Source organism: Motilimonas thetidivivens (assembly GCF_046452435.1).
Taxonomy (GTDB): domain Bacteria; phylum Pseudomonadota; class Gammaproteobacteria; order Enterobacterales; family CBDFNC01; genus Motilimonas.
The window spans coordinates 284,985-308,762 of record NZ_JBKFDK010000001.1; the positions used below are offsets into that span (position 1 = coordinate 284,985).

The 23,778-nt window shown below is 44.7% G+C and carries 25 protein-coding genes and 3 tRNA genes; 11 read left to right on the top strand and 17 right to left on the bottom strand.

Translation table 11 applies throughout. From position 1 onward, the window contains the following. Positions 1 to 236 precede the first annotated feature (236 nt). From ACK8OT_RS01415 to ACK8OT_RS01430, 4 genes are all read left to right on the top strand, one after another. Positions 237 to 575 carry a zinc ribbon domain-containing protein YjdM gene (locus ACK8OT_RS01415; protein ID WP_410194717.1) on the top strand — a complete coding sequence of 113 codons (339 nt, stop codon included), beginning with the start codon at positions 237 to 239 and terminating at the stop codon, positions 573 to 575. Between the two features lie 208 nt (positions 576 to 783). Next, positions 784 to 960: a hypothetical protein gene (locus tag ACK8OT_RS01420; RefSeq protein WP_410194718.1), complete on the top strand. Its 177-nt coding sequence runs from the start codon at positions 784 to 786 to the stop codon at positions 958 to 960. Then, the gene (locus ACK8OT_RS01425) at positions 923 to 1,657 is read left to right on the top strand and encodes a hypothetical protein (RefSeq protein WP_410194719.1); all 735 of its coding nucleotides are present in this window, start codon (positions 923 to 925) and stop codon (positions 1,655 to 1,657) included. The genes ACK8OT_RS01420 and ACK8OT_RS01425 overlap by 38 nt, the downstream gene beginning before the upstream one ends. 219 nt (positions 1,658 to 1,876) lie before the next feature. Then, on the top strand, positions 1,877 to 2,707 hold the full coding sequence (locus tag ACK8OT_RS01430) for a sulfite exporter TauE/SafE family protein (RefSeq protein ID WP_410194720.1): 831 nt from the start codon (positions 1,877 to 1,879) through the stop codon (positions 2,705 to 2,707). A gap of 161 nt (positions 2,708 to 2,868) precedes the next feature. Here ACK8OT_RS01430 and ACK8OT_RS01435 read toward each other — a convergent pair whose 3' ends face one another. Beyond that, a complete protein-coding gene (locus ACK8OT_RS01435; RefSeq protein WP_410194721.1) occupies positions 2,869 to 3,900 on the bottom strand; it encodes a methionine synthase in 1,032 nt (343 codons plus the stop codon). 28 nt (positions 3,901 to 3,928) lie between these two features. Then, a complete protein-coding gene (locus ACK8OT_RS01440) occupies positions 3,929 to 4,903 on the bottom strand; it encodes a DUF1852 domain-containing protein (protein WP_410194722.1) in 975 nt (324 codons plus the stop codon). A gap of 686 nt (positions 4,904 to 5,589) precedes the next feature. On the opposite strand from ACK8OT_RS01440, the gene ACK8OT_RS01445 reads away from it, so the two are divergent. From ACK8OT_RS01445 to ACK8OT_RS01460, 4 genes are all read left to right on the top strand, one after another. After that, a complete protein-coding gene (locus ACK8OT_RS01445) occupies positions 5,590 to 6,144 on the top strand; it encodes a hypothetical protein (protein WP_410194723.1) in 555 nt (184 codons plus the stop codon). A 176-nt stretch (positions 6,145 to 6,320) separates the two neighbouring features. Next, a complete protein-coding gene (locus tag ACK8OT_RS01450) occupies positions 6,321 to 6,641 on the top strand; it encodes a hypothetical protein (RefSeq protein WP_410194724.1) in 321 nt (106 codons plus the stop codon). Positions 6,642 to 6,720: 79 nt separating this feature from the next. Continuing rightward, entirely contained in the window at positions 6,721 to 7,050 is a 330-nt protein-coding gene (locus ACK8OT_RS01455) for a hypothetical protein (protein WP_410194725.1), read from the top strand. Between the two features lie 85 nt (positions 7,051 to 7,135). Further along, positions 7,136 to 7,381 carry a Rho-binding antiterminator gene (locus tag ACK8OT_RS01460; protein WP_410194726.1) on the top strand — a complete coding sequence of 82 codons (246 nt, stop codon included), beginning with the start codon at positions 7,136 to 7,138 and terminating at the stop codon, positions 7,379 to 7,381. Between the two features lie 112 nt (positions 7,382 to 7,493). Here ACK8OT_RS01460 and gloA read toward each other — a convergent pair whose 3' ends face one another. The 12 genes from gloA to ACK8OT_RS01520 all read right to left on the bottom strand — a co-directional run bounded on the left by gloA (position 7,494) and on the right by ACK8OT_RS01520 (position 17,119). Next, entirely contained in the window at positions 7,494 to 7,904 is a 411-nt protein-coding gene (gene gloA, locus ACK8OT_RS01465) for a lactoylglutathione lyase (RefSeq protein WP_410194727.1), read from the bottom strand. An 89-nt stretch (positions 7,905 to 7,993) separates the two neighbouring features. Continuing rightward, complete coding sequence (gene nth, locus ACK8OT_RS01470) at positions 7,994 to 8,632, bottom strand: endonuclease III (protein ID WP_410194728.1); 639 nt, start codon at positions 8,630 to 8,632, stop codon at positions 7,994 to 7,996. 6 nt (positions 8,633 to 8,638) lie between these two features. Further along, positions 8,639 to 9,328 (bottom strand): electron transport complex subunit E, encoded by a 690-nt coding sequence (locus tag ACK8OT_RS01475; RefSeq protein WP_410194729.1) that lies wholly within the window; start codon positions 9,326 to 9,328, stop codon positions 8,639 to 8,641. Further along, on the bottom strand, positions 9,325 to 9,972 hold the full coding sequence (rsxG, locus tag ACK8OT_RS01480) for an electron transport complex subunit RsxG (RefSeq protein WP_410194730.1): 648 nt from the start codon (positions 9,970 to 9,972) through the stop codon (positions 9,325 to 9,327). Before rsxG ends, ACK8OT_RS01475 begins: the two co-directional genes overlap by 4 nt. Beyond that, positions 9,969 to 11,024 (bottom strand): electron transport complex subunit RsxD, encoded by a 1,056-nt coding sequence (rsxD, locus tag ACK8OT_RS01485; protein WP_410194731.1) that lies wholly within the window; start codon positions 11,022 to 11,024, stop codon positions 9,969 to 9,971. Before rsxD ends, rsxG begins: the two co-directional genes overlap by 4 nt. Beyond that, positions 11,025 to 13,517 (bottom strand): electron transport complex subunit RsxC, encoded by a 2,493-nt coding sequence (gene rsxC, locus ACK8OT_RS01490; protein ID WP_410194732.1) that lies wholly within the window; start codon positions 13,515 to 13,517, stop codon positions 11,025 to 11,027. A gap of 1 nt (position 13,518) precedes the next feature. Next, a complete protein-coding gene (gene rsxB, locus ACK8OT_RS01495; RefSeq protein ID WP_410194733.1) occupies positions 13,519 to 14,064 on the bottom strand; it encodes an electron transport complex subunit RsxB in 546 nt (181 codons plus the stop codon). A gap of 17 nt (positions 14,065 to 14,081) precedes the next feature. Continuing rightward, positions 14,082 to 14,663: an electron transport complex subunit RsxA gene (gene rsxA, locus ACK8OT_RS01500; RefSeq protein WP_410194734.1), complete on the bottom strand. Its 582-nt coding sequence runs from the start codon at positions 14,661 to 14,663 to the stop codon at positions 14,082 to 14,084. Positions 14,664 to 14,821: 158 nt separating this feature from the next. Next, positions 14,822 to 16,681, bottom strand: a complete 1,860-nt coding sequence (locus ACK8OT_RS01505) for an EAL domain-containing protein (protein WP_410194735.1) — start codon at positions 16,679 to 16,681, stop codon at positions 14,822 to 14,824. 161 nt (positions 16,682 to 16,842) lie between these two features. Next, positions 16,843 to 16,918 (bottom strand) — tRNA-Asn (locus ACK8OT_RS01510). A 22-nt stretch (positions 16,919 to 16,940) separates the two neighbouring features. Next, a tRNA-Asn gene (locus tag ACK8OT_RS01515) sits at positions 16,941 to 17,016 on the bottom strand. A gap of 27 nt (positions 17,017 to 17,043) precedes the next feature. After that, positions 17,044 to 17,119, bottom strand: a tRNA-Asn gene (locus tag ACK8OT_RS01520). 994 nt (positions 17,120 to 18,113) lie between these two features. On the opposite strand from ACK8OT_RS01520, the gene uvrB reads away from it, so the two are divergent. Continuing rightward, positions 18,114 to 20,108 carry an excinuclease ABC subunit UvrB gene (uvrB, locus tag ACK8OT_RS01525; RefSeq protein WP_410194736.1) on the top strand — a complete coding sequence of 665 codons (1,995 nt, stop codon included), beginning with the start codon at positions 18,114 to 18,116 and terminating at the stop codon, positions 20,106 to 20,108. Between the two features lie 28 nt (positions 20,109 to 20,136). Here uvrB and ACK8OT_RS01530 read toward each other — a convergent pair whose 3' ends face one another. Further along, positions 20,137 to 20,268: a hypothetical protein gene (locus ACK8OT_RS01530; protein WP_410194737.1), complete on the bottom strand. Its 132-nt coding sequence runs from the start codon at positions 20,266 to 20,268 to the stop codon at positions 20,137 to 20,139. A 234-nt stretch (positions 20,269 to 20,502) separates the two neighbouring features. Between ACK8OT_RS01530 and ACK8OT_RS01535 the strand changes: the two genes are divergently transcribed. Beyond that, a complete protein-coding gene (locus ACK8OT_RS01535; RefSeq protein WP_410194738.1) occupies positions 20,503 to 20,745 on the top strand; it encodes a DUF3297 family protein in 243 nt (80 codons plus the stop codon). A 329-nt stretch (positions 20,746 to 21,074) separates the two neighbouring features. Then, complete coding sequence (locus tag ACK8OT_RS01540; protein WP_410194739.1) at positions 21,075 to 21,965, top strand: fructose bisphosphate aldolase; 891 nt, start codon at positions 21,075 to 21,077, stop codon at positions 21,963 to 21,965. Positions 21,966 to 22,130: 165 nt separating this feature from the next. On the opposite strand, the gene tpiA is transcribed toward ACK8OT_RS01540, so the two are convergent. Both tpiA and ACK8OT_RS01550 read right to left on the bottom strand, forming a co-directional pair. Next, positions 22,131 to 22,886, bottom strand: coding sequence for a triose-phosphate isomerase (gene tpiA, locus ACK8OT_RS01545; protein ID WP_410194740.1), 756 nt, complete (start codon positions 22,884 to 22,886; stop codon positions 22,131 to 22,133). A 154-nt stretch (positions 22,887 to 23,040) separates the two neighbouring features. Continuing rightward, entirely contained in the window at positions 23,041 to 23,772 is a 732-nt protein-coding gene (locus tag ACK8OT_RS01550; RefSeq protein WP_410194741.1) for an ElyC/SanA/YdcF family protein, read from the bottom strand. Between the last annotated feature and the right edge of the window lie 6 nt (positions 23,773 to 23,778).

Sequence of the window (23,778 nt, forward strand, 5' to 3'; positions counted from 1 at the left end):
CTGCAGTTCGCTTATGGCAAATCGTTTCCTTTATTGGCCTAGTCTACCTAATGGGTATCTAAGTCTTTAATATGTTCACTCGTAATATCGGTCATTTAGTTTTAGAATAACCCTTTTTCTAGTCAGGGCAATTTGGCTGCGTATACAATTTCATGTATTGGCTTTATATCTGAATTTTTTGCCAAGTCAGCTACTTAATTTGCCCTGAATTAACTGCTACTAATTGAGTGATTATTATGTCCTTACCTCCATGTCCTAAGTGTAATTCGGCTTTTGTATATCCAGACCAATCCCAACTGATTTGCCCTGAGTGTGGTTATGAATGGAATCCTGATGATTTGGCTGCAGAGGATGCAGCGCCAACAGCCAAAGATGCCAATGGTGCGCAGTTACAACCGGGTGACAAGGTAACCTTCATAAAAGATCTTAAGGTTAAAGGCAGCTCCATGGTATTAAAAATTGGTACCAAGGCGTTGATCAGACAAATTGTCGATGGCAAAGATCACGAGCTAGACTGCAAAGTCGATGGCGCCGGTGAAATGATGATCACCGCGAAGTTTGTTAAAAAAGCGTAGTGCTCTAAACCCATAGTCTATCTGGCATCAAATACAAACTGTGTATTCGATGCCAGATAGACAGGCGTTAATTTGAATCAGTTTAACTGAGTCCCCTTGATAGCCTATTTAAGTCACATAATCATCACTTTAATATATTTTTAATTTTTCCCGCTCGCTATACTCACCAGCAAATCTGTCCTTGATACCATCATAGAAGGGAAATTCGATGCCCAGTCGTGTTGAGCTAAATAGCATCGCGAACAAAATATTTATGTTTGATGAGGTTTATCCTTATCGCGCAGCGCAAGAGCAAGCGGAAAAGAAAAAAACTAAATGCCTTTGGTATATTTGCAAAGCTAAACCCCTTGAGTCGACCCAAGGCCGACACGGTATTGCTCGCTAAAGAGGCATTGCGTTTTGAGCCCATGTGGTATGTCAGTGCACGCCGAGAAGTGGATTATAATTGTGAACTGACTTATCCGGTCCCGGTGAATAACCCTTACGCTCAATCAATTGAAATGGATGGAAAAAGCTATGAGGTAACACGTCAGCAAAACAAAGCCAAAATTGAATTGCAGATTAGTGAAAAATGCCATCGTAAAATCGAGTACTCTGCGCATATAGATGGGCTGCGTAGGGATATTAAGCCATTGGTATTGCAGAGTTATATCCAGCGTTATAAATATACTGAAGTGGCAGAAGTCAATAATGAAGATGCCTTGATCCCTCAAGTTCCTCTAGTTTCGGTATTACAACAAGCAACAGCAAATCTCCATAGTGAAGCCATCAATGCTCATAATATTATTGCTGATATGTTGAGCATTGATCGCGCTTATTTATTCTTTAGGCCAGTGTTTGCGTTCGAATACATATGGACTACGGCAGATAAAAAGGGCGTCATTGAGGTCGATGGCCTAACTGGCGAAGTGATAGAAAATGGCCAATGGTTTAAAGACAAAATTAACCGTGTAATGACCCGAGAAATGCTGTTTGAACTCGGAGGGGAGCTTGCTGGTAGCTTTATCCCTGGTGCAGGTGTAGCAGTTAAGGCAATTGATTTAATCAGTGCTCAAGAGCCAAAAGAAAAAATAAACAACTAACCTATGGCCAATTTATAAGCTCAATATCAGATAACCTGGAGCGATAGTTAGCTTTGTGTAGCCAGTATGCTGATCGTGGTATCAGCATACTTGTGCTTGGCACGGCTCGAAATATGAAATCAATTCAGCTTTATCCTGAATATATATCACTTTTTTCACCTAATAAGACCCATTAGACTTCTGCGGGCGCCTATCGCCAATTCAACAGAGAATGAGTTAATGGACATTATTGAGTTTGTATCACATCACCTATACACCTTATTAGCGCTGGTGGCCACGGGCATATTTGCCGGGTTGTTAGCAGGCTTATTGGGCGTAGGCGGTGGCATAGTTATCGTGCCTGTGCTGTTTTTCTTGTTCCAAGGTTTTGGCGTCTCGGCCGAATCGGCCATGATCATTGCAACCGCGACGTCGTTGGCCACCATAGTTCCCACCTCCATTAGCTCGATACGCTCTCACTTAAAAAAAGGTAATGTCGATATTGAGCTGCTCAAACGTTGGTCGGTGTTTATTTTGCTTGGCGTGTTAGCGGGCAGCTGGCTAGTTACCCGAGTGAGTGGTGAACTGCTGGCGTTTTTATTTGGTGTGATTGCGCTCCTTGCTGCGTTAAACATGCTTTTTCGCACCGGTAAATCTGCTTTGTTTGCCGAGCTTCCGGGGAGAGAAGGGCAAACCTTGATGGGCGCGGCTATTGGTTTTTTTAGCGCTATGGTCGGCATCGGCGGCGGGACTATCTCGGTGCCGCTACTCACCTTATATAACTATCCTGCTCATAAAGCGGTTGGCACGGCCGCGGCCATCGGCTTGATCATCTCTTTGCCCGGCGCAATGACCTTGTTAACCTTGGGCACCGCGCCGATTGATGCCCCGGTTGGCACCGTTGGTTTGGTTAATTTGATAGGCTTTATTTGCATCGTGCCACTCACCGTGCTGTTTGCCCCTGTGGGAGCATCGTTAGCGGCTAATTTGGACGGGGCTAAATTGAAGAAAATCTTTGCCTTGGTACTGCTCGTAACAGGGGGCAGAATGATGGCTCAGCTGATGTTGTAAACGTGGATTTGGCTTTTGTGGACTCGGTTTTTTGTGGGAGCTGAGCTTGCTCAGGGAAGGGGAGCGGCTGCTGTGGGAGTGGCAGTGATGCCACGATTTAGCCCGTACTGGGTTATGTATTCGCGGATTAAAATCCGCTCCCACACAAAATTAAACACAATTTAGTTATTGATAAGCTCATTGCGCACAATCGCGGCGCCAGCACTTAACGCCTTGAGTTTAGCTGAGGCCACTTGGCGCGATAACGGTGCCATGCCGCAGTTGGTACAAGGATAGAGCTTGTCGGCATCGACAAATTGCAACGCTTTTCTTAAGGTGTTGGCCACCTCTTCTGGGGTTTCTATCTCATTGTGAGCCACATCAATGGCTCCCACCATGACTTTTTTACCGCGGATCAACTCAAGTAACTCCATCGGTACATGGGAGTTGTGACACTCAAGGGAAATAATGTCGATATTAGATTGCTGCAATTTCGGAAACACGGCTTCGTATTGACGCCATTCGGTGCCCAAGGTTTTCTTCCAATCCGTGTTCGCTTTAATGCCGTAGCCGTAGCAAATATGCACTGCGGTTTCACATTTTAAGCCTTCAATGGCACGCTCTAGGCAGGCAATACCCCAATTGTTAACATCATCAAAGAACACGTTAAATGCGGGCTCATCAAATTGGATAATATCCACGCCAGCGGCTTCGAGCTCTTTGGCTTCTTGGTTAAGAATTTTAGCAAACTCCCATGCCAGCTTATCGCGGCTTTGATAATGGGCATCATACAAGGTATCGATCATGGTCATGGGCCCAGGCAGTGCCCACTTGATTGGCTGATTGGTTTGCTGGCGTAAAAACTTGGCGTCTTCCACAAACACAGATTTGGGGCGAGACACAGGGCCTACTACCGTTGGCACACTGGCTTCATAGCGATTGCGTATGGTCACGGTATGGCGATTTTCAAAATCCACGCCGTCAAGGTGCTCAATAAAGGTGGTGACAAAATGTTGGCGCGTTTGCTCGCCATCGCTAACAATATCAACGCCTGCGTGTTGCTGCTCTTGCAGCGATAAACGCAGCGCATCTTGCTTGCCGCTAATTAATTCATCACCTTGCAATTTCCAAGGTGACCATAGCGTTTCAGGCTGTGCTAGCCAAGTGGGTTTTGGCAAGCTGCCGGCGGTAGAGGTAGGTAATAATGTTTTCATAATATTTGCTGCCTGATTAAGTGAGAAGTTAGGCGTAATTGGCCGACCATTGCTCAAGAATGTTTTGATACGGTTTAATAAAGTACTGCTCAGCAAATTTACCTTGCTGCTTTGCCAACTGGCTGCGCTCAACGCGGTCATAAACAATTTGCGTCAATGAATGATCTGGATTGTTTAAGTTAGGCTGATAACACTTACCCGCAACGGCATTGGCATTGTAAATTTCAGGGCGATAAATTCTTTGAAACGTCGCCATGGTGCTAATGGTGCTAATGAGCTCTAAGTTGGTGTAATCGTTTAGTAGATCGCCGACAAAATAAAACGCAAACGGCGCGACACTGTTGGGTGGCATAAAATAGCGCACCTGCAAGCCCATCTTTTTAAAATATTGCTCGGTTAATGAGGATTCATTGGCAACATATTCAAAGCCTAAAACTGGGTGCTGGTTTTCGCTTCGGTGGTAGACTTTTGTATCCGACACGCTCAGGCAGATCACCGGCGGCTTGTTAAAGCGCTGCTGGTAAGTGTTAGAGCGAACAAAGTGCTGAAACAACTTACCATGCAGCTCACCAAAATCATCCGGCACGCTAAAGCCAGCCTTGTCTTTATTATGCTCAAGCAAGCGCACACTAAAGTCATAATCACGCACATAAGATGAAAAATTGTTGCCCACGATGCCTTCAATACGGGTATCCGTTTGATGATCCACTATGTTGGTTTTGAGCACTTCAATAGACGGAAAATGTTCACCGCTACCTGCCACATCAATATCAACAGAAATAATGTCCAGCTCAACGCTATAGCGTTCACCCTTGGGGTTGTCCCAATGGGCGAGGGCGTTAAAAGCGTTATTGATCATCGCCAAGGCACTGCGTAAATTTTGTTGGCGGTGCTCACCGCGTGCTAAATTGGCAAAGTTGGTGGTGATCCGCGTATTGCTTGATGGGCAATAATGCTCATCAAGGCGAATGCTTTTAATGGTAAAAGTGAAGTCTTTGTTCATCGTTTTTCGTGTCCCGTTTGTGCCCTTTGCACGGGCAATTCCTGTTTAGTTCGTTGGGCCAGACTTGCGAGCCAGTCCTAAAATTGACTTACATCAATATTTGATATGTGATTTATACGTGTAAACGTGCATGAATAAAAACGATTTAATTTCAGAGTTAAAGTGAGATAAATTCATAGTTGAGCTTGATTTGCTTGAATGCGGTTTTACTGGCCGGTCTTTAGAATGGAATTATTGCGCCGTCGCTAACACTGGTTATTGATACCGCCTGAACAAGATTTTGCTGATCCAGCCCATTTTAGGCGTGATACAACATGCAAAAGCCTAGATTTGTTCGCATGAGTTCTTTAACGTATTGATATATAATCACAAAAATTTCAACCATATTGGTTTATGGTGGCCAAATTAGGTCTAGGTAAAGCCTAGGCTCGCTTTGTTTTCCTGTGAGTGACGAGTTAGATTAGGAAGGGCAAGGGTATAATTGGCTAGTTGTGTGTGTCCAGCCTCTCTATGGCTCGTCCGGTTCTGTGTGGGGTCGGCCCAGTAATGGATCGCTCTACCAAGATTGCAAATCTCTTGATATAAAGCAACAGCTTAGCGATAGTTCACTATGCAACCCGCGTGGTATCTATTCGCATTTTCTGTTAACTTTGCGCACTATGTTTTGCGCCAATGATAGCCCACAGATGATAAAATTCGCCTATTTAAGCAATATTCATATTCGCGCTATGCGCGCGATGTTAGTGCCGCTCTTATTGGCTGTCTTTTTTGTGCATATGGTTAGCATAACTAGCTATGCGCAAACGCAACAGCCTGCGTCGGTGGTTATTAAGCCGGGACAAGGATTTTCGCGTATTGTCCTTGGCGATAAAAAACGCGATCTTATGCGGCTACTGGGTCAGCCTTCCGAGGATACTGGCAAATATATTAGCTATCATTCCCAAGGCCTGACGTTTCGCTTGCAGGGTAATCGCATTCAAGCGATCTTTTTTTACTTTCGCTATCAGGGTTATTCGCCATTTTATGGTGTTACCGACCAAGGTATTGGCATTAACAGCACTATTTTAGATGTAATTAACCAATACGGTGAGCCAGATAGAGTAAGCGAAACCATCGTATCCCAGTATGGGGAAAAACCCGGTGCCACAGAGGTGTATTTGTCATACCAACAATTGGGCATTGCATTTAGTTTTTGGGATGGTGAATTGGCCGACATTCGCTTGACTAACCAAGGGCAATAATTCACCAATAAATTAATCGAGTTACGGGACAGCCACTTTATATTACTTATGATTATAATACGTTAGCGTCACGAATTCGCAGCGACAATAAAGCCAAACAAGGCAAAATGCTCGTTAATCAGCTACTGTAGCTGCTACCCATTATCAAATTCAGCCACATTGACAAGGAGTGAAAAATGGAAAAACTAGGATTACTTACGCTGGGTGCATTTTTAAGCTTCTCGGCTTTTGCAGCTGAGCTGTCGGAATCGGCTTTGCAAGGTGACTGGCTGGTGACCCATTTTCAAAATAAACCCGATAACGATAATACCTTATGGCAGTTTCACGGTGAGCAATTCATTCAAAATTTAGACGGTTTAAAAGTGCCAGCAGATTCATACACGGTTGCTCCGGGGGTGATAGATCTTGGCTACGCAAAAGTTACTGTGACTGAATTTGATGGTGAAAACATGGAGGCGGTGATGGGTGGATTTAAATATAAGTTAATTAAGCAGTAATATGACAGACGGACAAGTTGTTTCAGTGTGTACACCAGTCACAGTACGTCCATGATAATCGCCATAAGCACGATTTTATATGAATATTGACACTGTATTTAATGCGTTACTTTATTTTTGGGTGGCCATTTTCTTAATTGATCAGCTGATTTTTAAATATTTTGTACTTAAGGAATTGAAGCTAAAGCATGCCCAAATTTGGCATGAGATGGGCTGCCCAAATGTGTTTAGTAGTCAAGAATTTGTATGGTCAGTCATTGGCTTTGGCTCTAACTTTGATGTGATGAGTAATATCAAAAAAGATAATGCGTCAATGCAAACCATTAAACTATTAGTGCGCTATAAGTACTTTGCTTACTTTGACATGGCACTTTTATTGACTATTGTTATGCTCGCCATTGTGAAATAGAGCGACAAGGCAAGGGAAAAACATTGGACAGCATTTATATGAGTGATGCTGCTTTAGCATGCTTTATGAGCGTGGAGGACATGGCATGATTAGCTGCGCTGACTATGACTACATAGAGATTGTTTGCATGTTTCAGTACCCCGTCGCGCTGACCTTGAAATCTGGTGCCGTGAAGGTGGGCACCGCTGTAGATACGGCCAAAAATGCTGACCGCGAAGAATGTATCAAGATCAAAGTGGAAGATAACCACGAGTTAGTGGCGTTAGACACCATTGCAAAGTTAGAGGTGTTGGTTGCTAATCCGCATTTTAAGGTAGTCTGTTTTTCTTGAATCTGAAGAGACTGGATACCCAATCATTTAGCTTTTCTTGCTTTGTTTTTTTGTTCACAGGGATAAAAAAGGGAAAGCCTTGCTTTCCCCTTGAATGTAGCATTTAGGTAAGTTAGTCGTTTCCTAGGCCTTTACCTGCGTCTTTAGCATTGATTAATTCAATGGCATAGCCGTCGGGATCTTTTACAAAAGCAATCACAGTGGTGCCGCCTTTTACCGGGCCCGGCTCACGGGTTATATTGCCGCCAGCGGCGCGAATTGCGTCACAAGTGGCATAGATATCTTGGGTTTCGATGGCGATATGGCCATAAGCGTTACCCAGATCGTAGCTTTCAGTACCCCAGTTGTAGGTTAGCTCAATCACGGTTTGCTCGGTTTCTTCGCCGTAGCCTAAGAAGGCTAGGGTATATTTATATTCAACATTGTCAGATTTTCTCAGTAACTTCATGCCCAACACTTGGGTATAAAATTCGATAGACTTATCTAAATTGCCCACGCGGAGCATGGTGTGTAGTAAACGCATTGCTGACTCCAAAAGTTGTTAAACATGGTTTGATATTGTTTTTATGTATTGTACGGGTGAATGCAGCGTAACAGCAAGGCCGTGAGGCATTAGCTCTCACTGGTTTTTTCTTTGAATTCACAGAGATCTTCGATAATACAGGCGTTGCACTTAGGTTTACGAGCAACGCACACATAGCGGCCATGTAAAATCAGCCAATGATGCACATCCACTTTAAATTCTGCGGGCACCACTTTAAGAAGCTTTTCCTCTACCTGGTCGACGTTTTTACCCACGGCAAATTTGGTGCGATTCGACACCCGAAAAATGTGGGTGTCTACAGCGATGGTCGGCCAGCCAAACGCGGTATTTAAAACCACATTCGCTGTCTTGCGGCCAACGCCGGGGAGGGCTACCAGCGCATCTCTGTCTTCTGGGACTTCGCCGCCGTGCAAATCAAGTAGCATACGGCAGGCCTTAATGACGTTTTCGGCTTTGCTGTTATATAGGCCAATGGTTTTTATATATTCTTTAAGGCCGTCAACGCCAAGATCGTAGATGGCTTGGGGGGTGTTGGCGACGGGAAACAGCTTATCCGTTGCCTTATTTACACTGACATCGGTGGCTTGGGCAGAAAGGGTGACGGCAACCAGCAGTTCAAACGGGCTACTAAAATTAAGCTCGGTTTCTGGCTTGGGGTTTTGTTCACGTAGTCGCGTTAATATTTCACGGCGTTTAGTATTGTTCATATTGAATTATTTTTTGTCGGCAATGTTTTTTAGGGCGATCAAGAATCCCATAACCACAAAGGCACCCGGTGGTAGCACAGCGAATAAAAATGAGGTATCTGAGCTAAATACGGTAATGGTCAGATCGGGAATACCTTGACCAAACAGGGCCTGAGCACCAGAGAATAAGGTGCCGTTGCCGAGCACTTCGCGAATTGCACCTAAGGCAAGTAACACAAAGCTAAAGCCTAAGCCCATCATTAAGCCATCAAGGGCGGCAATGCCGGGCTCGTTTTTTGATGCAAAGGCTTCAGCACGCCCAATAATGGCACAGTTGGTCACAATCAGCGGAATGAAGATGCCCAGCGACAAATAGAGATCATAGGTAAACGCATGCATGATAAGTTCGATGCAGGTGACCAAAGAAGCAATGATCATCACGAAAATCGGAATGCGAATTTCTTTGGGCACTTGATGGCGCACTAAAGACACTATCCAATTAGACAGCACTAGCACTGCCGTGGTTGCAATGGCAAGGCCAAGGGCGTTGATCACAGTTGAAGATACGGCTAACAAGGGACATAAGCCCAGCAATTGGACTAAGCCAGGGTTATTTTTCCATAAGCCTTGTTTTATGATTTCCTTGCTCTCATCAGACAACAAAGGCGAGCTAGTTGGCTGGGCTTCAGAAGGGGTGATATCGTCTACTTGGCTCATGATTTGGCTCCACAATTGCCTGCTTGTTGATAGAGGTTGTCATGGTTTTGCTGGTAAAAAATCAGTGCATTTTTAACGGCACCCACAATCGCACGTGGGGTAATAGTCGCACCCGTAAAGGCATCAAATTGGCCACCGTCTTTTTTCACCGCCCAGCGCGGATCATCTTCTGATTCCACTAGCAGGCCATTAAACTTGGTGATCCAATCGGATTTGGTTAATTCAATTTTGTCGCCTAGCCCCGGTGTTTCTTTGTGCTCTAATACACGTACACCCGCTACCGAGCCATCATACCAGATGCCAATAAGCAGACGTATGTTACCGTTATAACCATTGGGCGCGACGGCCTCGATGGCAAGGCCAACGGGCTGTTCATCTTGCAGCGCTAGCCAAGTTTGTACTGGCTCGGTGGTGCCGAGCAGGTTAGCCGATTGGCTATAAAAACAGCTGGCAAAGAGGTCATTGTTGTATTGATCGGCGGGGATCAGCTCACTGATATTGGCAATCAATTGGGCTTCAATTTGCTTGTCAATTATGGGTTTGGTCAGGGTAGAGGTAATGGCCACTACCGCAGTAGAGATGATCGCAAAAGTAGCTAAAATCAGGCCGTTTTTTGACATGAATCGGGTCATGGATTGGCTCATGCTTTGCGACTCCCATAAACACTTGGTTGAGTGTAGTAATCAATTAAAGGCACACACATGTTGGCTAAGATCACCGCGAACGCGATGGCGTCTGGATAGCCACCCCAAGTGCGAATGACATAGGTTAACAAGGCAATCAGTAAGCCAAAGATAATACGACCTCGGGGTGTGGTGGAGGCCGAGACCGGATCGGTGAGAATAAAGAAGGCCGCAAATAAACTCGCACCGGAGAACAGATGGATGATAGGTGACACCATGGTATCAGGATCGGTCAAGTAGCCCACTAATGAGATGACGAATAAACCGCCAAGAAAACTGGCCGGAATTTGCCAGCCGATGGCTTTTTGTTTCAATAACACTAAGCCACCCACTAAAAAAGCTATGTTGATCCACTCGGTGCCAAAGCCTGCAAAGGTACCAAAAATAGGCTTGTTTAAGCTTTCACTCACGGTTAGCCCATGGCCTAGGTCGGTTTTTAAGGTATCCAGTGGCGTTGCCATTGTGGTGCCATCAACGGCGGTTTTGATTTGGTGCAAGCTATAACCATCAATCGAAAAGCCGCTAGCTACTAAAGACCATGCATCTGCAAAGCTGACGCTATGTTGCATCAAACTTTCTGGCGGTACCCAGCTGGTCATATGGACCGGAAACGAAATCAACAGTAAAACGTAAGCCACCATCGCGGGGTTAAATAGGTTTTGGCCCAGACCGCCATATAAATGCTTAACCACTAAAATGGCAAAAACAATGCCGATGGCGGTGATCCACCATGGGGTATAGGGCGGCAAACTAATGCCCAGCAGCACCCCTGTAAGCAATGCGCTGTTGTCTTTAATGGTTCTTAGTATTGGTTTTTTACGGATAGCTAACACTGCGGCTTCGGTAACAACAGCTAACGCGCCGGCGATGAAAATTTGGATCAGATTACCCCATCCAAATACATACCATTGAACAAACACGCCAGGGATCAAGCATAAGATAACCAAACGCATTAGATCTGGCGTCTTTAAGGCTTTACGGCTAAAAGGCGAAGAGGCTAGGTTGAGTTTCATTTAGCTATTGTCCTTTTGCGAGTCGGTTTGTTCGAGCTCGGCTTGAGCTTGCTGTGCGGCTTTTTTCGCTTTTGCGCGGGCGATAGCGGCGGCAACGGCGGGATTTTTAGTTGGCGCTGGTTTGCCTGCTGGCTCGGTTTCTGTATTTGTTTCGGTGTCAGCTTGTGTTTGCGGCTCAGCTTGTTCGCCTTGCTGGGCGGCTTTTTTCGCTTTAGCGCGGGCGATAGCTGCAGCAACGGCGGGATTTTTAGTTGGCGCAGGTTTGGTTTCTGTTTCTGTTTCTGTATTTGTTTCGGTTTCAGCTTGCTGCTCAGCTGGTTCGCCTTGTTGGGCTGCTTTTTTCGCTTTAGCACGAGCAATAGCCGCGGCAACGGCCGGATTTTTAGTTGGCGCTGGTTTGCCTGCTGGCTCGGTTTCTGTGTTTGTTTCGGTTTCAGCTTCAGCTTGAGGCTCAGCTTGTTCGCCTTGTTGCGCGGCCTTTTTCGCTTTAGCGCGGGCGATAGCGGCGGCAACGGCTGGGTTTTTAGTTGGTGCTGGTTTGCCTGCTGGCTCGGTTTCTGTGTTTGTTTCGGTTTCAGCTTGTTCGCCTTGTTGCGCGGCTTTTTTCGCTTTAGCACGAGCAAGAGCGGCGGCAACGGCTGGATTTTTAGTTGGCGCGGGTTTGTCTGCTGACTCGGTTTCAGTATTTGTTTCTGTTTCAGCTTGTTCGCCTTGCTGGGCGGCTTTTTTCGCTTTAGCACGGGCAAGAGCGGCGGCAACGGCTGGGTTTGCGGTTTTGCCTGCTGGTGGAGTATCTTGAGCTAGCTCTGGTGCATCATCTTGCTCAGGCTCTGTTTGCTGTTGTCCTTGTTTTGCTAGTTTGGCCAGTCTCGCTTGCTCTTTACGGGCTTTACGCGCTGTTGCAATATCATCCTCTTGAGATGAGTCAGTTCGTTTAGCTTTAGCTCGTGCTAATGCTTGGGCTACTGCATCTTTGCTGCTTGGCTTAGCAGGTGTTTCGGCTGCTGGCTTTTCTTGGTTTGCCAATATTTGCGCTTTACGTTTTTCAGCGGCCGCTTTATTCCGTGCTTCTCGCTCTTCCTTTTCACGCTCAAGACGGGCTTGGCGCGCTTCATGGCGGATACGGGCAACCTCAGCTTTTTTCGCTTCTTGCTCTTGTTGGCGAATGTCGGCTTTACCGATACGGTAATATTGTACTAGTGGAATTTCACTGGGGCACACATAAGCACAACTGCCACATTCAATACAATCAAATAGGTTGTATTCATGTAGTTTTTCGTGATCGTTTGCCTTGGCATACCAATAGAGCTGCTGCGGTAATAGGGACGCAGGACACGCATCGGCGCACTCACCGCAGCGAATACAAGCCATTTCTTGACCCGGTGAGGGCAGCTCTTGCTCGGTTGGGGCCAAAATACAGTTGGTGGTTTTAATCACTGGCGCACTTGAATCGGGTAAGGTGAACCCCATCATAGGCCCGCCAATAATCAAACGCGTTTGATTGGCTTGCGGCTGTAAATTAAAAGGTGCGATTAACTGCTCAATCGGGGTGCCAATTAATGCATGCACGTTACCACGCTGCTCGAAGGCTTCGCCGGTAATGGTGACAATGCGTGAAATAAGTGGCTCGTCATCGATAACCGCCCGTTTGATGGCGTAGGCGGTACCGACATTGTGCATCAAAATCCCCATATCTATGGGGTAGCCTTTGTTGGGAACCTGCTTGCCGGTGATCAGCTCTATCAGTTGTTTTTCGCCCCCTGATGGGTATTTGGTAGGCACAACCGTGACGCGACGATGTTCGCTATTAAACTCACTTAATGCGGCGATGGCTTCTGGCTTGTTGCTCTCGATGGCGATAACGGTTTGTTTGCACTGAGTAATGCGTTCAATGATCGCTATGCCTTGGATAAGTTCATTGGCATATTCGCGCATTAGCATGTCATCGGACGTGATATAGGGCTCACATTCGATGCCGTTGATAATGAGCAATTCAATATCGGCCTTGCCGGAAAGCTTTAAGTGGGCAGGGAAACCCGCTCCGCCTTTGCCGGCGATGCCCGCGAGGTGAATTTTATCGATAATGGCATGGCGATCTAATTGGCTGATATCGGTTATGGGATGGCGCGTTATCCAAGTGTCTTTGCCATCGGGCGTGATGACCACGCTAATTTCAGGTATGCCAGATGGGTGACAGCTCGGTCTTGCCTCAATGGCAGTTACCGTTCCTGAGGTACTGGCGTGCACGGGCAGTGACCTAAAGTTGTTATGGCGGGTTAACGCTTGTCCTTTGAGTACCTGTTCGCCAACTTGAACCAATAAATCAGCTGGCTCACCTATGTGTTGGTTTAGGGGAATAACAAGTTCACTTGGGAGCAGTGCTGGTAATATAGGCTGTTGATTTGACAGTCCCTTGCGCTCCGATGGAAATACGCCACCGGCAAAACGCCATAATTTCCCTTGTTTAATATGGGCCAAAATCGACTGAATCAAACTACTGAACCTCTTTAATTGAAATAGACTTCAGATCCCATTGCCATGTTTTGGTGGTTTCATCTATTGGGATCATTTCAATACAATCTGTAGGACAAGGCGCGACGCACAGCTCACAACCGGTACATTCATCGGCGATCACCGTGTGCATTTGCCTTGTAGCACCTAAAATGGCATCGACTGGGCAGGCTTGAATACACTTAGTACAACCAATACATTCGTCTTCATGGACAAAAGCCACGGCCTTGGGTTTTTCTTCACCCTCTAATTTGGTTGGCTCTACGCCCATTAAATCAGCAAGCTTTATAATTACCGCTTCACCGCCGGGTGGACATTTGTTGATAGCATCCCCATTGGCGATAGCGTTAGCGTAAGGTTTACAGCCCGGATAGCCACACTGACCACATTGTGTCTGCGGTAAAATGGCATCAATTTGCTCAACGATAGGGTCAGACTTAACCTTAAAACGTATCGCGGCATAGCCTAAGATCAAGCCAAAAATTAAGGCAAGTAGGCCAAGACTGATGATTGCAATTCCAATTCCCATCCGCTGTTACTGCTCCATTAAAACTTAACTAGGCCGGAAAAGCCCATAAAACCAAGTGACATCAGGCCTGCGGTGATCATGGCAATGGATGCACCTTTAAACGGCAAGGGGACTTCCGCTGCACTAAGACGCTCGCGCATCGCAGAAAATAAAACCAATACCAGCGAAAAACCGACCGCGGCACCAAAGCCATAAATAAGTGATTCAACAAAGTTATGGCCTTCATTGACATTTAATAGGGCTAATCCCAGTACGGCACAATTAGTTGTGATCAAGGGTAAAAATATGCCTAACAGGCGATAAAGGCTAGGGCTGGTTTTATGCACTACCATTTCGGTAAATTGCACCACAACAGCAATTACAAGGATAAAACTTAAGGTGCGTAAATAGCCTAACTCTAATGGTAGTAATAAGTATTGATTGACTAAATATGAAACCGCCGCCGTTAAGGTAAGTACAAACGTTGTCGCAAACGACATCCCAACAGCCGTGCTGATCTTACTTGATACGCCCATAAATGGGCACAAGCCGAGAAATTTAACCAGAACAAAATTGTTCACTAGTACGGTCGCGACTAGTAGCAGTAGGTATTCGCTCATTATTATCATTCACTTGATCATTGAGCGCACAGTTTAACAAGTTTTAACGTTCGAAATAAGCAAAAAAAGCGCTTTTCTAATCCAACAGGTGAAGTGCTAATCGCTTTTGGAAAAAGGCCTTACGTGATGTAAGGCCTTGTTAAAGAGAGGGGAAGTGACTATTTTACTTTAGCCAACGGAGTAGGGCGTGAAATTAAGAAGCCTTGTAGCCCATCGACATACATATTTTCTAGCAGTTGTTTCTGCTCAAGGTGTTCAACCCCTTCTGCAATAACCTGACAGCCCATACGGTGAGCGACATCGACAATCATGCGCAAGAATTGTTGGTTGGCGCTGTCACGTTCAATGTTGCTAATGAGACCCGCATCTACTTTAACAAAATCAGGTTTAAGCTCTTTAAACAGTCTGAATGAGCCAATACCTTTACCAAATTTACTAATGGCACTGCGACTGCCGGTACGTTTGAGCATATCAAACACACGTTTGCTGGCAACCAAGTTGCGATCGAGCACTTCTTCATCAAACTCGAAAATAAGTGATGCTGCAATGTTAGGCTCACGCAGTAATAAACGCTCCAGCCAAACAATAAAGGCACTGTTTTGCAGTGAAGTGGCCGAAATGTTGACTCCCCAACGCGCAGAGCCATCGGTTTTATGACGACACTGACTTACCATGGTTTCAAGGATCACTTGCTCAAGCTTAACAATCAGATCCATACGTTGCGCCATGGCAAACACGGTTTCCGTTGGGATCATGGCATTGTTTTGGCCAACAAAGCGGGTGAAAATTTCTTGGTAGCCCTTCATATTACGATGAATAGCTTGGATCGGTTGGTGTAACAGCATCACAGCGCGGTTTTCAATGACTTCTTCGATCACCTTCTTCCAATGAAGCTGACCTAGGTTAGTATCATTAGAGTCATTTTGCTCAAACGCCCAAGCATTTAACCCTTCGGTTTGCGCTTTCGCTAAGGCGATGTCCGCACGTGCTAATACCTGCTCAGGCAGCTGACCCGATGAGATAGCCGATAAACCTGTGTAAGCCACACTCTCAAGATTATGCAAAGCTTGATATTCATCAAATTGATGTTTAAGCGATTTTGCTAGTTTTTGCGCTTCACTCACGGTCATGTTGGGCGCGAGTAGGGCAAAGTCTGAGCCAGAAATACGGTAACACTGACATTCAGGGTAACGCTTAATTAATTGCACCAGCATACGGCCAATATCGGCAAGGTAGATGTCACCTTGTTGATAGCCGCGTTGTTGGTTGATGTTGTTTAATTCAGAAGCGCGAACTAGCGCTAAGATCGCAGCGCTGCTTTCACCGTCTGCGGATAAAATCTGAGTCAGCTCTTTACGAAACGCATGGCGGTTATTTAACCCCGTCAAGTTATCCATATTAACTTGCTTGGCTAACATTTGGATTTTTTGTTGCTGCTCTTGCATTACCTGATGGAAGCGTTGTCTTTGCTCAAGTAATTGCTCGGTTACTTGACTAAAAGTACTGACTTCGCCGTTTTCAGAGCTGACTTCCTTCACAAGGCTTAGCTCTAAGTTTTTGATTAATCTAAAGTATGCCCAGTTTACCAAAATAGCTGTTATTACAAATAAAATGAACAATTGGTAAAAAAGCTTAACGGCAACATCGGCGATAGCAGAAAAACTATTGACGAAGTTAATACTTAGATTCGCGGTTTGCAGTTCAACGGCTTCACTCGTGCCTGGGAAAAATAGTTTAAATAATAATGGAGAGCCGACTTCATGGCTGGCGATAAAAGTAAAATCACCTGATTTATCCGTGATCTGTACGTGGCTAAGTTTGTATTTACTTGCTAAATCATCGACGGTTGCCTGACTGGGTCCTTGGCTGGTAATCGCCTGAGTGATTTCTGAAGTGACTATTTCATTTTTCTCAGTGATGAGTGGCGAAAAATGAAGTCTTATGGCTAATAGCACCGCTATTGCGGCCACCAATATGATGATATTGGTGATAATTAGGCTATGTTTATACTCTTTCATATCGCTTCCAAGCTTGATTTAGGCCAATTTAGCACTAAGCCTTAGTTATTTTTGTGAGTCTAACACGGTATCCATTACTACAAAAATAGCATATCTGAATATTGAGACATAAATATAATTATCTCAGGCAGTTAAAATACAAAGAGAGCAGTATAAAGAATTGGCTCCTCCTGCTGGGCTTGAACCAGCGACCTGCGGATTAACAGTCCGTCGCTCTACCAACTGAGCTAAGGAGGAACTATATAGAATTGTGATTGAATGGCTCCTCCTGCTGGGCTTGAACCAGCGACCTGCGGATTAACAGTCCGTCGCTCTACCAACTGAGCTAAGGAGGAATTATTCAATTTTGTGCTGGATTTGTGTGGCTCCTCCTGCTGGGCTTGAACCAGCGACCTGCGGATTAACAGTCCGTCGCTCTACCAACTGAGCTAAGGAGGAACTATTACAAATCATGTTGTTCGCTTATCTAATGATTTTGCTGAGCCGTTCTACAGTGTATAGGGCTCGTTGCGACAACGGGGCGCATATTAAAACCCGAAGTTAATGCTGTCAACACTTCACCTCAGAAAAAACGGATTCTGTGGTTAGTTGATGAATTTCTGTTCTAACTTTGTTCGATAAAGAAGTTATGCCTCAATTTTTGAGCCAATATGCGGCTGCTAAATGTTCATTTTCACAAGCTTGATGATGAAAATGCAATGAACCATCTATATTTCAACTTTTCCCTGAGTGTTGATGAAAAAATAAATCAACGAAAAATGAAAAATGTAACTTTCATCACATATTTTTTTTTATCTCTTCTAGGCCATTATCAATTTGAGTTATGCACAACAGGCTGGCAAGCCTATGACACAAGGCGTGGCTTGAGTTATCCACTATTTTTGTGGATAAGTGTGTGAGTTATGGTCTGCTAAGTGCGTCAAAGCCTTGCTGTACTTGGCTTGGAGAAAACTGATGGAATTCTTGGGTTTTTAATATTATCCTTTTTAATCAACAACATAATTATGTCAATAGTGTAATCTTATGTTTGCAGCGAGAATTGAAAACTAACGGATTGGCTAATTTATCAACTGTGCATTATTTTACTATCCGAAATTGATTTAGTGTGAATAGTCAACCAAAAAAAACATAGAAAACGATATTTTTTAGCTTGAACTTGAGTTTCGAAAGGTATAGCGAGCAATGCTGGCTTAAGCTTGAATGCTCCCGATATTCTAGTTAGGCCCATGTTGCCTGCTACTATTGAGTTTTTACTCTAAATAGTACCCAAAAGCACATTGTAGGGCTAAGGAAGTAGTTTGTTTACTGGGTTTGAGCGCATGAAAGTGAGAAAAACCTGATGAAAGCTGTTTTACTAGGTTAAGATAATGAAAAATAAAAACTGGCAATCTATCCGTTTTAATCTATGTCAGATCCTCAAGGAGTCATACTGATGAAGTCGTTTCAACTAGAATCAGCATTTAAGCCAAGTGGAGACCAGCCTGAGGCAATCAAAACCTTAGTGGAAGGGTTTAATGATGGTTTGGCTCATCAAGTGCTGCTTGGGGTTACAGGCTCGGGTAAAACCTTTACCGTGGCGAATCTGATCACCGAGTTAGATCGGCCAACTATAATTATGGCTCCCAACAAAACCCTCGCCGCGCAGCTTTATGGTGAAATGAAAGAGTTTTTCCCCAATAACGCCGTTGAGTACTTCGTATCCTACTACGACTACTATCAGCCCGAAGCGTATGTGCCCAGTACCGATACCTTTATCGATAAAGATGCATCGGTAAACGATCACATAGAACAAATGCGCTTGTCTGCCACCAAAGCACTGATGGAGCGCCGAGATGTGATTATTGTGGCCTCGGTGTCAGCTATCTACGGTCTAGGTGATCCTCAATCTTACTTATCGATGATGTTGCACCTGACTACGGGTGACATGGTTGATCAGCGTGATATTTTACGCCGGTTAGCTGAAATTCAATATACGCGAAATGACATGGCATTTAGCCGAGGTACCTTTCGGGTGCGGGGTGAAGTGATTGATGTATTCCCCGCAGAATCCGATAAACATGCTGTGAGAATTGAACTGTTTGATGGTGAAGTAGAGCGACTTAGCCTGTTTGATCCTTTAACCGGACAGAGCATTAATGATGTACCTAGGATCACGGTTTACCCTAAGACCCATTATGTTACGCCAAGACAAACTATCTTGGATGCGATTGAAAATATTAAAGTTGAGCTAGCCGAGCGTAAGCAGCAGTTACTTGATAACAATAAACTCATCGAAGAGCAAAGGATCAGCCAACGTACTCAGTACGATATCGAAATGATGCAAGAGTTAGGCTATTGCTCAGGGATTGAAAACTATTCGCGCTATCTTTCTGGGCGTGCTCCAGGTGATGCGCCGCCAACCTTGATTGACTACTTGCCAGCCGATGGCTTAATGATCATTGATGAAAGCCATGTTACCGTGCCGCAAATTGGTGCCATGTTTAAGGGCGACCGCTCGCGCAAGGAAACCTTGGTCGAATATGGTTTTCGTTTGCCTTCGGCTTTGGACAATCGCCCCCTCAAGTTCGATGAGTTTGAGCGCATTGCCCCGCAAACCTTATATGTTTCGGCAACCCCGGGAGCTTATGAACTTGAGCAAACTGGCGGTGAGTTTATCGAGCAAATTATTCGCCCAACGGGGTTACTTGATCCTGAGTTAGAAGTTCGACCTGTTGCTACCCAAGTCGATGATTTACTATCTGAAATTCGACTTAGAACGGCTAACAATGAAAGGGTGCTTGCCACCACCTTGACTAAGCGCATGGCGGAGGATTTGTCAGAATATTTAAGCGATCACGGGATCAAGGTGCGCTACTTACATTCCGACATAGACACCGTTGAGCGGATGGAAATTATACGTGATCTGCGTTTGGGTGAATTTGATGTCTTGGTAGGGATTAACTTATTGCGTGAAGGGTTAGATATGCCAGAGGTATCCCTCGTTGCTATTTTGGATGCGGATAAAGAAGGCTTTTTACGCTCGGAGCGCTCATTAATTCAAACCATCGGCCGCGCCGCACGAAATGTGAAAGGTAAAGCAATTTTGTATGCCGATAGCATTACTAAATCCATGCGCAAAGCCATAGATGTAACCGAGCGTCGTCGTGAGATACAGCATCAATTTAATCTTGAAAATGGCATTACACCAAAAGGGGTGAGCAAGGCTATTTTGGATATTATGGCGCTTGGCACAGGTAACAGTAAGGTGAGTAAAGTGGCGGAGCAAAAAGCCAGTTACACTAAGCTCGACCCACAAAGCTTACTCAAACAAATTGCCCAGTGTGAAGCGAAGATGTTTGAACATGCGAAAAACTTGGAATTTGAGCAAGCTGCAGCCATGCGAGATGAGGTAGCGCGTTTGCAACAGCAATTGATTAGCCTAAGCTAGTCGAATGGAGAAGCTAAAGGGATATGTATTAAGCCTTTTTTAGCTTCTCTCGTTGACGTTTTATCTCAGCTAGCAGCTGGGTAAATTCGGCCATGGTCATTGAAGGTAACTTAATGTGATTAAGTGACTTGTCAAATACGCCGATGATTTTTTCTGCCATAACTGTTGCCTCTGTCGTTAACCTGAATGCAGTATCTCACGGCGAAACTGAACAAATAATTAACACATACCCAGATAGTGGTTGTTTTTTATACGGGTTTTTACTTATTTTGGCTCATGGCTGAGCCTTTTAAGGCAAATTTGATGGCCGCCAAAATATAAAAAATTAGGTGATTGAGGCCTACTAGGAGTTTGACTACAATGGGGCACTTTTTGATGTTAATGGTTATATATAATGAGCGAAAACAAACCTGAGTTACCTGATCGTCTTTCGGCAAATCCACGCAGTCCATTTCACGTTGAAGCGATTTTTGAGTTCGATATTGGCATTAAACTAAACGGCAAAGAGCGCTTTGACGTTGAAGAATACTGCATCAGCGAAGGGTGGGTGATGGTGCCTTCACCAAAAGCCCTTGATCGTCGCGGCCAGCCATTACCGATCAAGTTAAAAGGTGTGGTGGAAGCCTACTACTGTTAATAACTGTTTTTGCCACGGTGGTTTCTATGTCACCGTGGCTAATTCTTCTATATAAATACCTCTACTGATATTGTCTATTGCACTTTTTCTCGCTGTTCTGCGTTAATTTAAAATCCCAGTAATTAATATAAATCAATTGGTTAATCTGCTTCGATTAGGGCGTTGCTAGGGTATAAAGGTTTATATTGATAGCTATGTTAATCTGGCATCTGTAGGATTAAGTCACTATCTCGCTTCTTGTTAGGTTTCGTTTTTTCGAAACAAACGAATACTAAAATAAAGGCGTTAAGTACGCACTTTTATTCATTTAGTCCCCTTGAGGAATCATTATGAACCAACAACAGTTAACTAGAATGCAACAAGGTAAAGGGTTTATTGCTGCGCTTGATCAAAGCGGTGGTAGCACACCAAAAGCACTGCAGGCGTATGGCATCGATGAATCAGCCTACAGCAACGATCAAGAGATGTTTGATGTGGTTCATGAGATGCGTACCCGAATGATTAAAAGTCCTGCTTTTGACAGTGAATTTATTCTTGGTGCTATTTTGTTTGAAAACACCATAGATAAAACTATCGATGGCCTATACACGGCGGACTATTTATGGCAACAAAAGGGCATTGTCCCTTTTCTTAAAGTAGATAAAGGTCTGCAAAGTGAAGTTGATGATGTGCAATTGATGAAGCCATTCGATGATACCTTACCTGAGTTGCTAAACCGCGCTCAACAAAGGCACATATTTGGTACTAAAATGCGCTCAGTGATCAAGCTGGCAAATCCTGTTGGGATCAAACGTGTAGTTGAACAACAGTTTACTACCGCAAAAATCATTGCTAACGCAGGTTTTGTGCCCATTATTGAGCCAGAGGTGGACATTAACAGCCCAACTAAAGCCGAGGCCGAAGCAATATTAAAGCAAGAATTACAATTGGCTCTGGCTGAGTTAGATGAAAACGTTAAAGTTATGCTTAAGCTGAGTATCCCAACGGTGGACAATTTATATCAAGATCTACTTGATGATCCACGCGTGGTGAGAATTGTGGCATTGTCAGGCGGATTTTCTCAAACTGAGGCGAATGCAAAATTAGCTAAAAATCACGGTGTAATAGCTAGCTTTTCACGGGCTTTATCACAGGATTTAAATGCTAATCAAACAGATGATGAATACGATAATGTTATGAAAGTGGCTGTACAGGGTATCTATGCAGCATCGATAGCCTAATATTGTTTGTTTAGCGGTAACTAAGCAATTTTAGACAACAAAAAACGCGCTTATTAAGCGCGTTTTTTGTTGCTCAACTTTTTGTGTAGGAGCGGAACGTATTTCGCGAAAAAGCATGCACCGGGCTTACTTTTTCACGGTTTTAATAGCGCTCCTACCGGTTAATTAAGCTTGAGCCGCTTCGATGATAGCAGTGAAGTCAGCTACTTTTAGTGAAGCACCGCCAACTAGGCCGCCGTCGATGTCTGGCTGTGCAAATAGCTCAGCTGCAGTTGCAGGACCTACTGAACCACCGTAAAGAATTTGTACTTTAGCCGCAACGTTAGCATCTTGCGCTGCTAGCCATTGACGGATGTGCGCGTGAACTTCTTGCGCTTGCTCTTTAGTTGCCACTTTACCCGTACCGATAGCCCATACTGGCTCGTATGCGATTACTGAGTTTTCTAGTGCAGCAACGCCGTGCGCAGCAATAACAGCAGCTAGTTGCGTTTCAACAACAGAGTTAGTTTTATCTGCTTCACGCTCTTCTAGTGTTTCACCGATACATAGTACAGGTACTAGGCCGTTGTCTTGGATCACTTTGAATTTAGCTGCAACCACTTCGTCAGTTTCGTTGTGTAGGGTACGACGCTCGCTGTGACCAACTAGGCTGTATTTAGCACCGAATTCTTTAACCATAACGGCAGAAGTTTCGCCAGTGAAAGCGCCAGCTACGTTTAGGTCACAGTTTTGTGCACCAAAATTGATAGCGCCGTCTTGGGTTAGCTCTTCGGTTAGACCTAGGAAAATAGCAGGTGGACATACTGCAACTTCGACACCGTTTGCTTTAGCAGCAGGGCCAGCTAGACCGTTAAGTAGTTCAGCAACAGATGCTTTAGTGCCGTTTAGTTTCCAGTTACCCATAACTAGAGGTGTTCTCATGTCCATTTCTCCAATGATAATCAAATGAATGTAAGTAAAACTGTGTTTAATTGAGCTCGATTATAAAAAGCCCCTAGGGTGATAAGTAGTGATTTGAACAAATAAATGTGTAATAAATTTTCATAATTACCATAAATGTGATCTAAATCGCTTTTTATCGTGTTAATTGTCGTAATTTTGCCCACCAAATACCCATGTATTCGTGCATGGCGACTTCAGAACGGTACAAATAATAAGCAGAGGGTATTTGTCTGGTCAGTGGCTCTGCTTGTGTTGAATTGCGCTGGTGGTAACTGGCCGGCGCTGCAATCGGGCTCACTTGATGAAAATCGAATAAGGCTTTGGCTCTTGGCATATGCGTGGCAGATGTCACCAACGCGGCGGTTTTACCTGTCATTAATTGTGCCATTTCAGCGGCTTCTTGCGGGGTATCTTTGGTGTCATTTAAGCGAATTATTTGTTGCTCGGGCACGCCATAAGTGATGGCTAATTGGGCCATTAATTGTGCGTGAGAGTGACTATCGCCAAAGCCTGAGCCTGATACTACCCAAGTTGCGTTGGGGCTTGCGCGCCAAATGCGAAAGGCTTCGCTAAATCTCGCCAGTGCTGTGTTACTTAGTTGGCCTGTGATAGCTAAGTCAGGATCGGCTAGGCCATATGATCCCAGCACTAAGATCATGTCGACATTTTGCTCGGTGTTAAACGCCGGGTATTGGCGTTCAAGGTTTGCCACCAAATAGCCACTGAACGGCTCACTGGCAAATAGGGCAAAACAAATCAGTCCACTGGCCGCGACACATTTGCCTAACTTTTGTTTCCGGCTAAACAGCAACAATAATAAGCCAAGGGTGATTAAGGTTAATGAAAATGGAACCGGCTTGAGCATTCCGCC

Bases quoted from the DNA above. Each gene is read 5' to 3' on its own strand.
- ACK8OT_RS01415 (WP_410194717.1), top strand. From the start codon at position 237: ATGTCCTTACCTCCATGTCCTAAGTGTAATTCGGCTTTTGTATATCCA.
- ACK8OT_RS01420 (WP_410194718.1), top strand. From the start codon at position 784: ATGCCCAGTCGTGTTGAGCTAAATAGCATCGCGAACAAAATATTTATG.
- ACK8OT_RS01430 (WP_410194720.1), top strand. From the start codon at position 1,877: ATGGACATTATTGAGTTTGTATCACATCACCTATACACCTTATTAGCG.
- ACK8OT_RS01435 (WP_410194721.1), bottom strand. From the start codon at position 3,900: ATGAAAACATTATTACCTACCTCTACCGCCGGCAGCTTGCCAAAACCC.
- ACK8OT_RS01440 (WP_410194722.1), bottom strand. From the start codon at position 4,903: ATGAACAAAGACTTCACTTTTACCATTAAAAGCATTCGCCTTGATGAG.
- ACK8OT_RS01445 (WP_410194723.1), top strand. From the start codon at position 5,590: ATGATAAAATTCGCCTATTTAAGCAATATTCATATTCGCGCTATGCGC.
- ACK8OT_RS01450 (WP_410194724.1), top strand. From the start codon at position 6,321: ATGGAAAAACTAGGATTACTTACGCTGGGTGCATTTTTAAGCTTCTCG.
- ACK8OT_RS01455 (WP_410194725.1), top strand. From the start codon at position 6,721: ATGAATATTGACACTGTATTTAATGCGTTACTTTATTTTTGGGTGGCC.
- ACK8OT_RS01460 (WP_410194726.1), top strand. From the start codon at position 7,136: ATGATTAGCTGCGCTGACTATGACTACATAGAGATTGTTTGCATGTTT.
- gloA (WP_410194727.1), bottom strand. From the start codon at position 7,904: ATGCGTTTACTACACACCATGCTCCGCGTGGGCAATTTAGATAAGTCT.
- nth (WP_410194728.1), bottom strand. From the start codon at position 8,632: ATGAACAATACTAAACGCCGTGAAATATTAACGCGACTACGTGAACAA.
- ACK8OT_RS01475 (WP_410194729.1), bottom strand. From the start codon at position 9,328: ATGAGCCAAGTAGACGATATCACCCCTTCTGAAGCCCAGCCAACTAGC.
- rsxG (WP_410194730.1), bottom strand. From the start codon at position 9,972: ATGAGCCAATCCATGACCCGATTCATGTCAAAAAACGGCCTGATTTTA.
- rsxD (WP_410194731.1), bottom strand. From the start codon at position 11,024: ATGAAACTCAACCTAGCCTCTTCGCCTTTTAGCCGTAAAGCCTTAAAG.
- rsxB (WP_410194733.1), bottom strand. From the start codon at position 14,064: ATGGGAATTGGAATTGCAATCATCAGTCTTGGCCTACTTGCCTTAATT.
- rsxA (WP_410194734.1), bottom strand. From the start codon at position 14,663: ATGAGCGAATACCTACTGCTACTAGTCGCGACCGTACTAGTGAACAAT.
- ACK8OT_RS01505 (WP_410194735.1), bottom strand. From the start codon at position 16,681: ATGAAAGAGTATAAACATAGCCTAATTATCACCAATATCATCATATTG.
- uvrB (WP_410194736.1), top strand. From the start codon at position 18,114: ATGAAGTCGTTTCAACTAGAATCAGCATTTAAGCCAAGTGGAGACCAG.
- ACK8OT_RS01530 (WP_410194737.1), bottom strand. From the start codon at position 20,268: ATGGCAGAAAAAATCATCGGCGTATTTGACAAGTCACTTAATCACATT.
- ACK8OT_RS01535 (WP_410194738.1), top strand. From the start codon at position 20,503: ATGAGCGAAAACAAACCTGAGTTACCTGATCGTCTTTCGGCAAATCCA.
- ACK8OT_RS01540 (WP_410194739.1), top strand. From the start codon at position 21,075: ATGAACCAACAACAGTTAACTAGAATGCAACAAGGTAAAGGGTTTATT.
- tpiA (WP_410194740.1), bottom strand. From the start codon at position 22,886: ATGAGAACACCTCTAGTTATGGGTAACTGGAAACTAAACGGCACTAAA.
- ACK8OT_RS01550 (WP_410194741.1), bottom strand. From the start codon at position 23,772: ATGCTCAAGCCGGTTCCATTTTCATTAACCTTAATCACCCTTGGCTTA.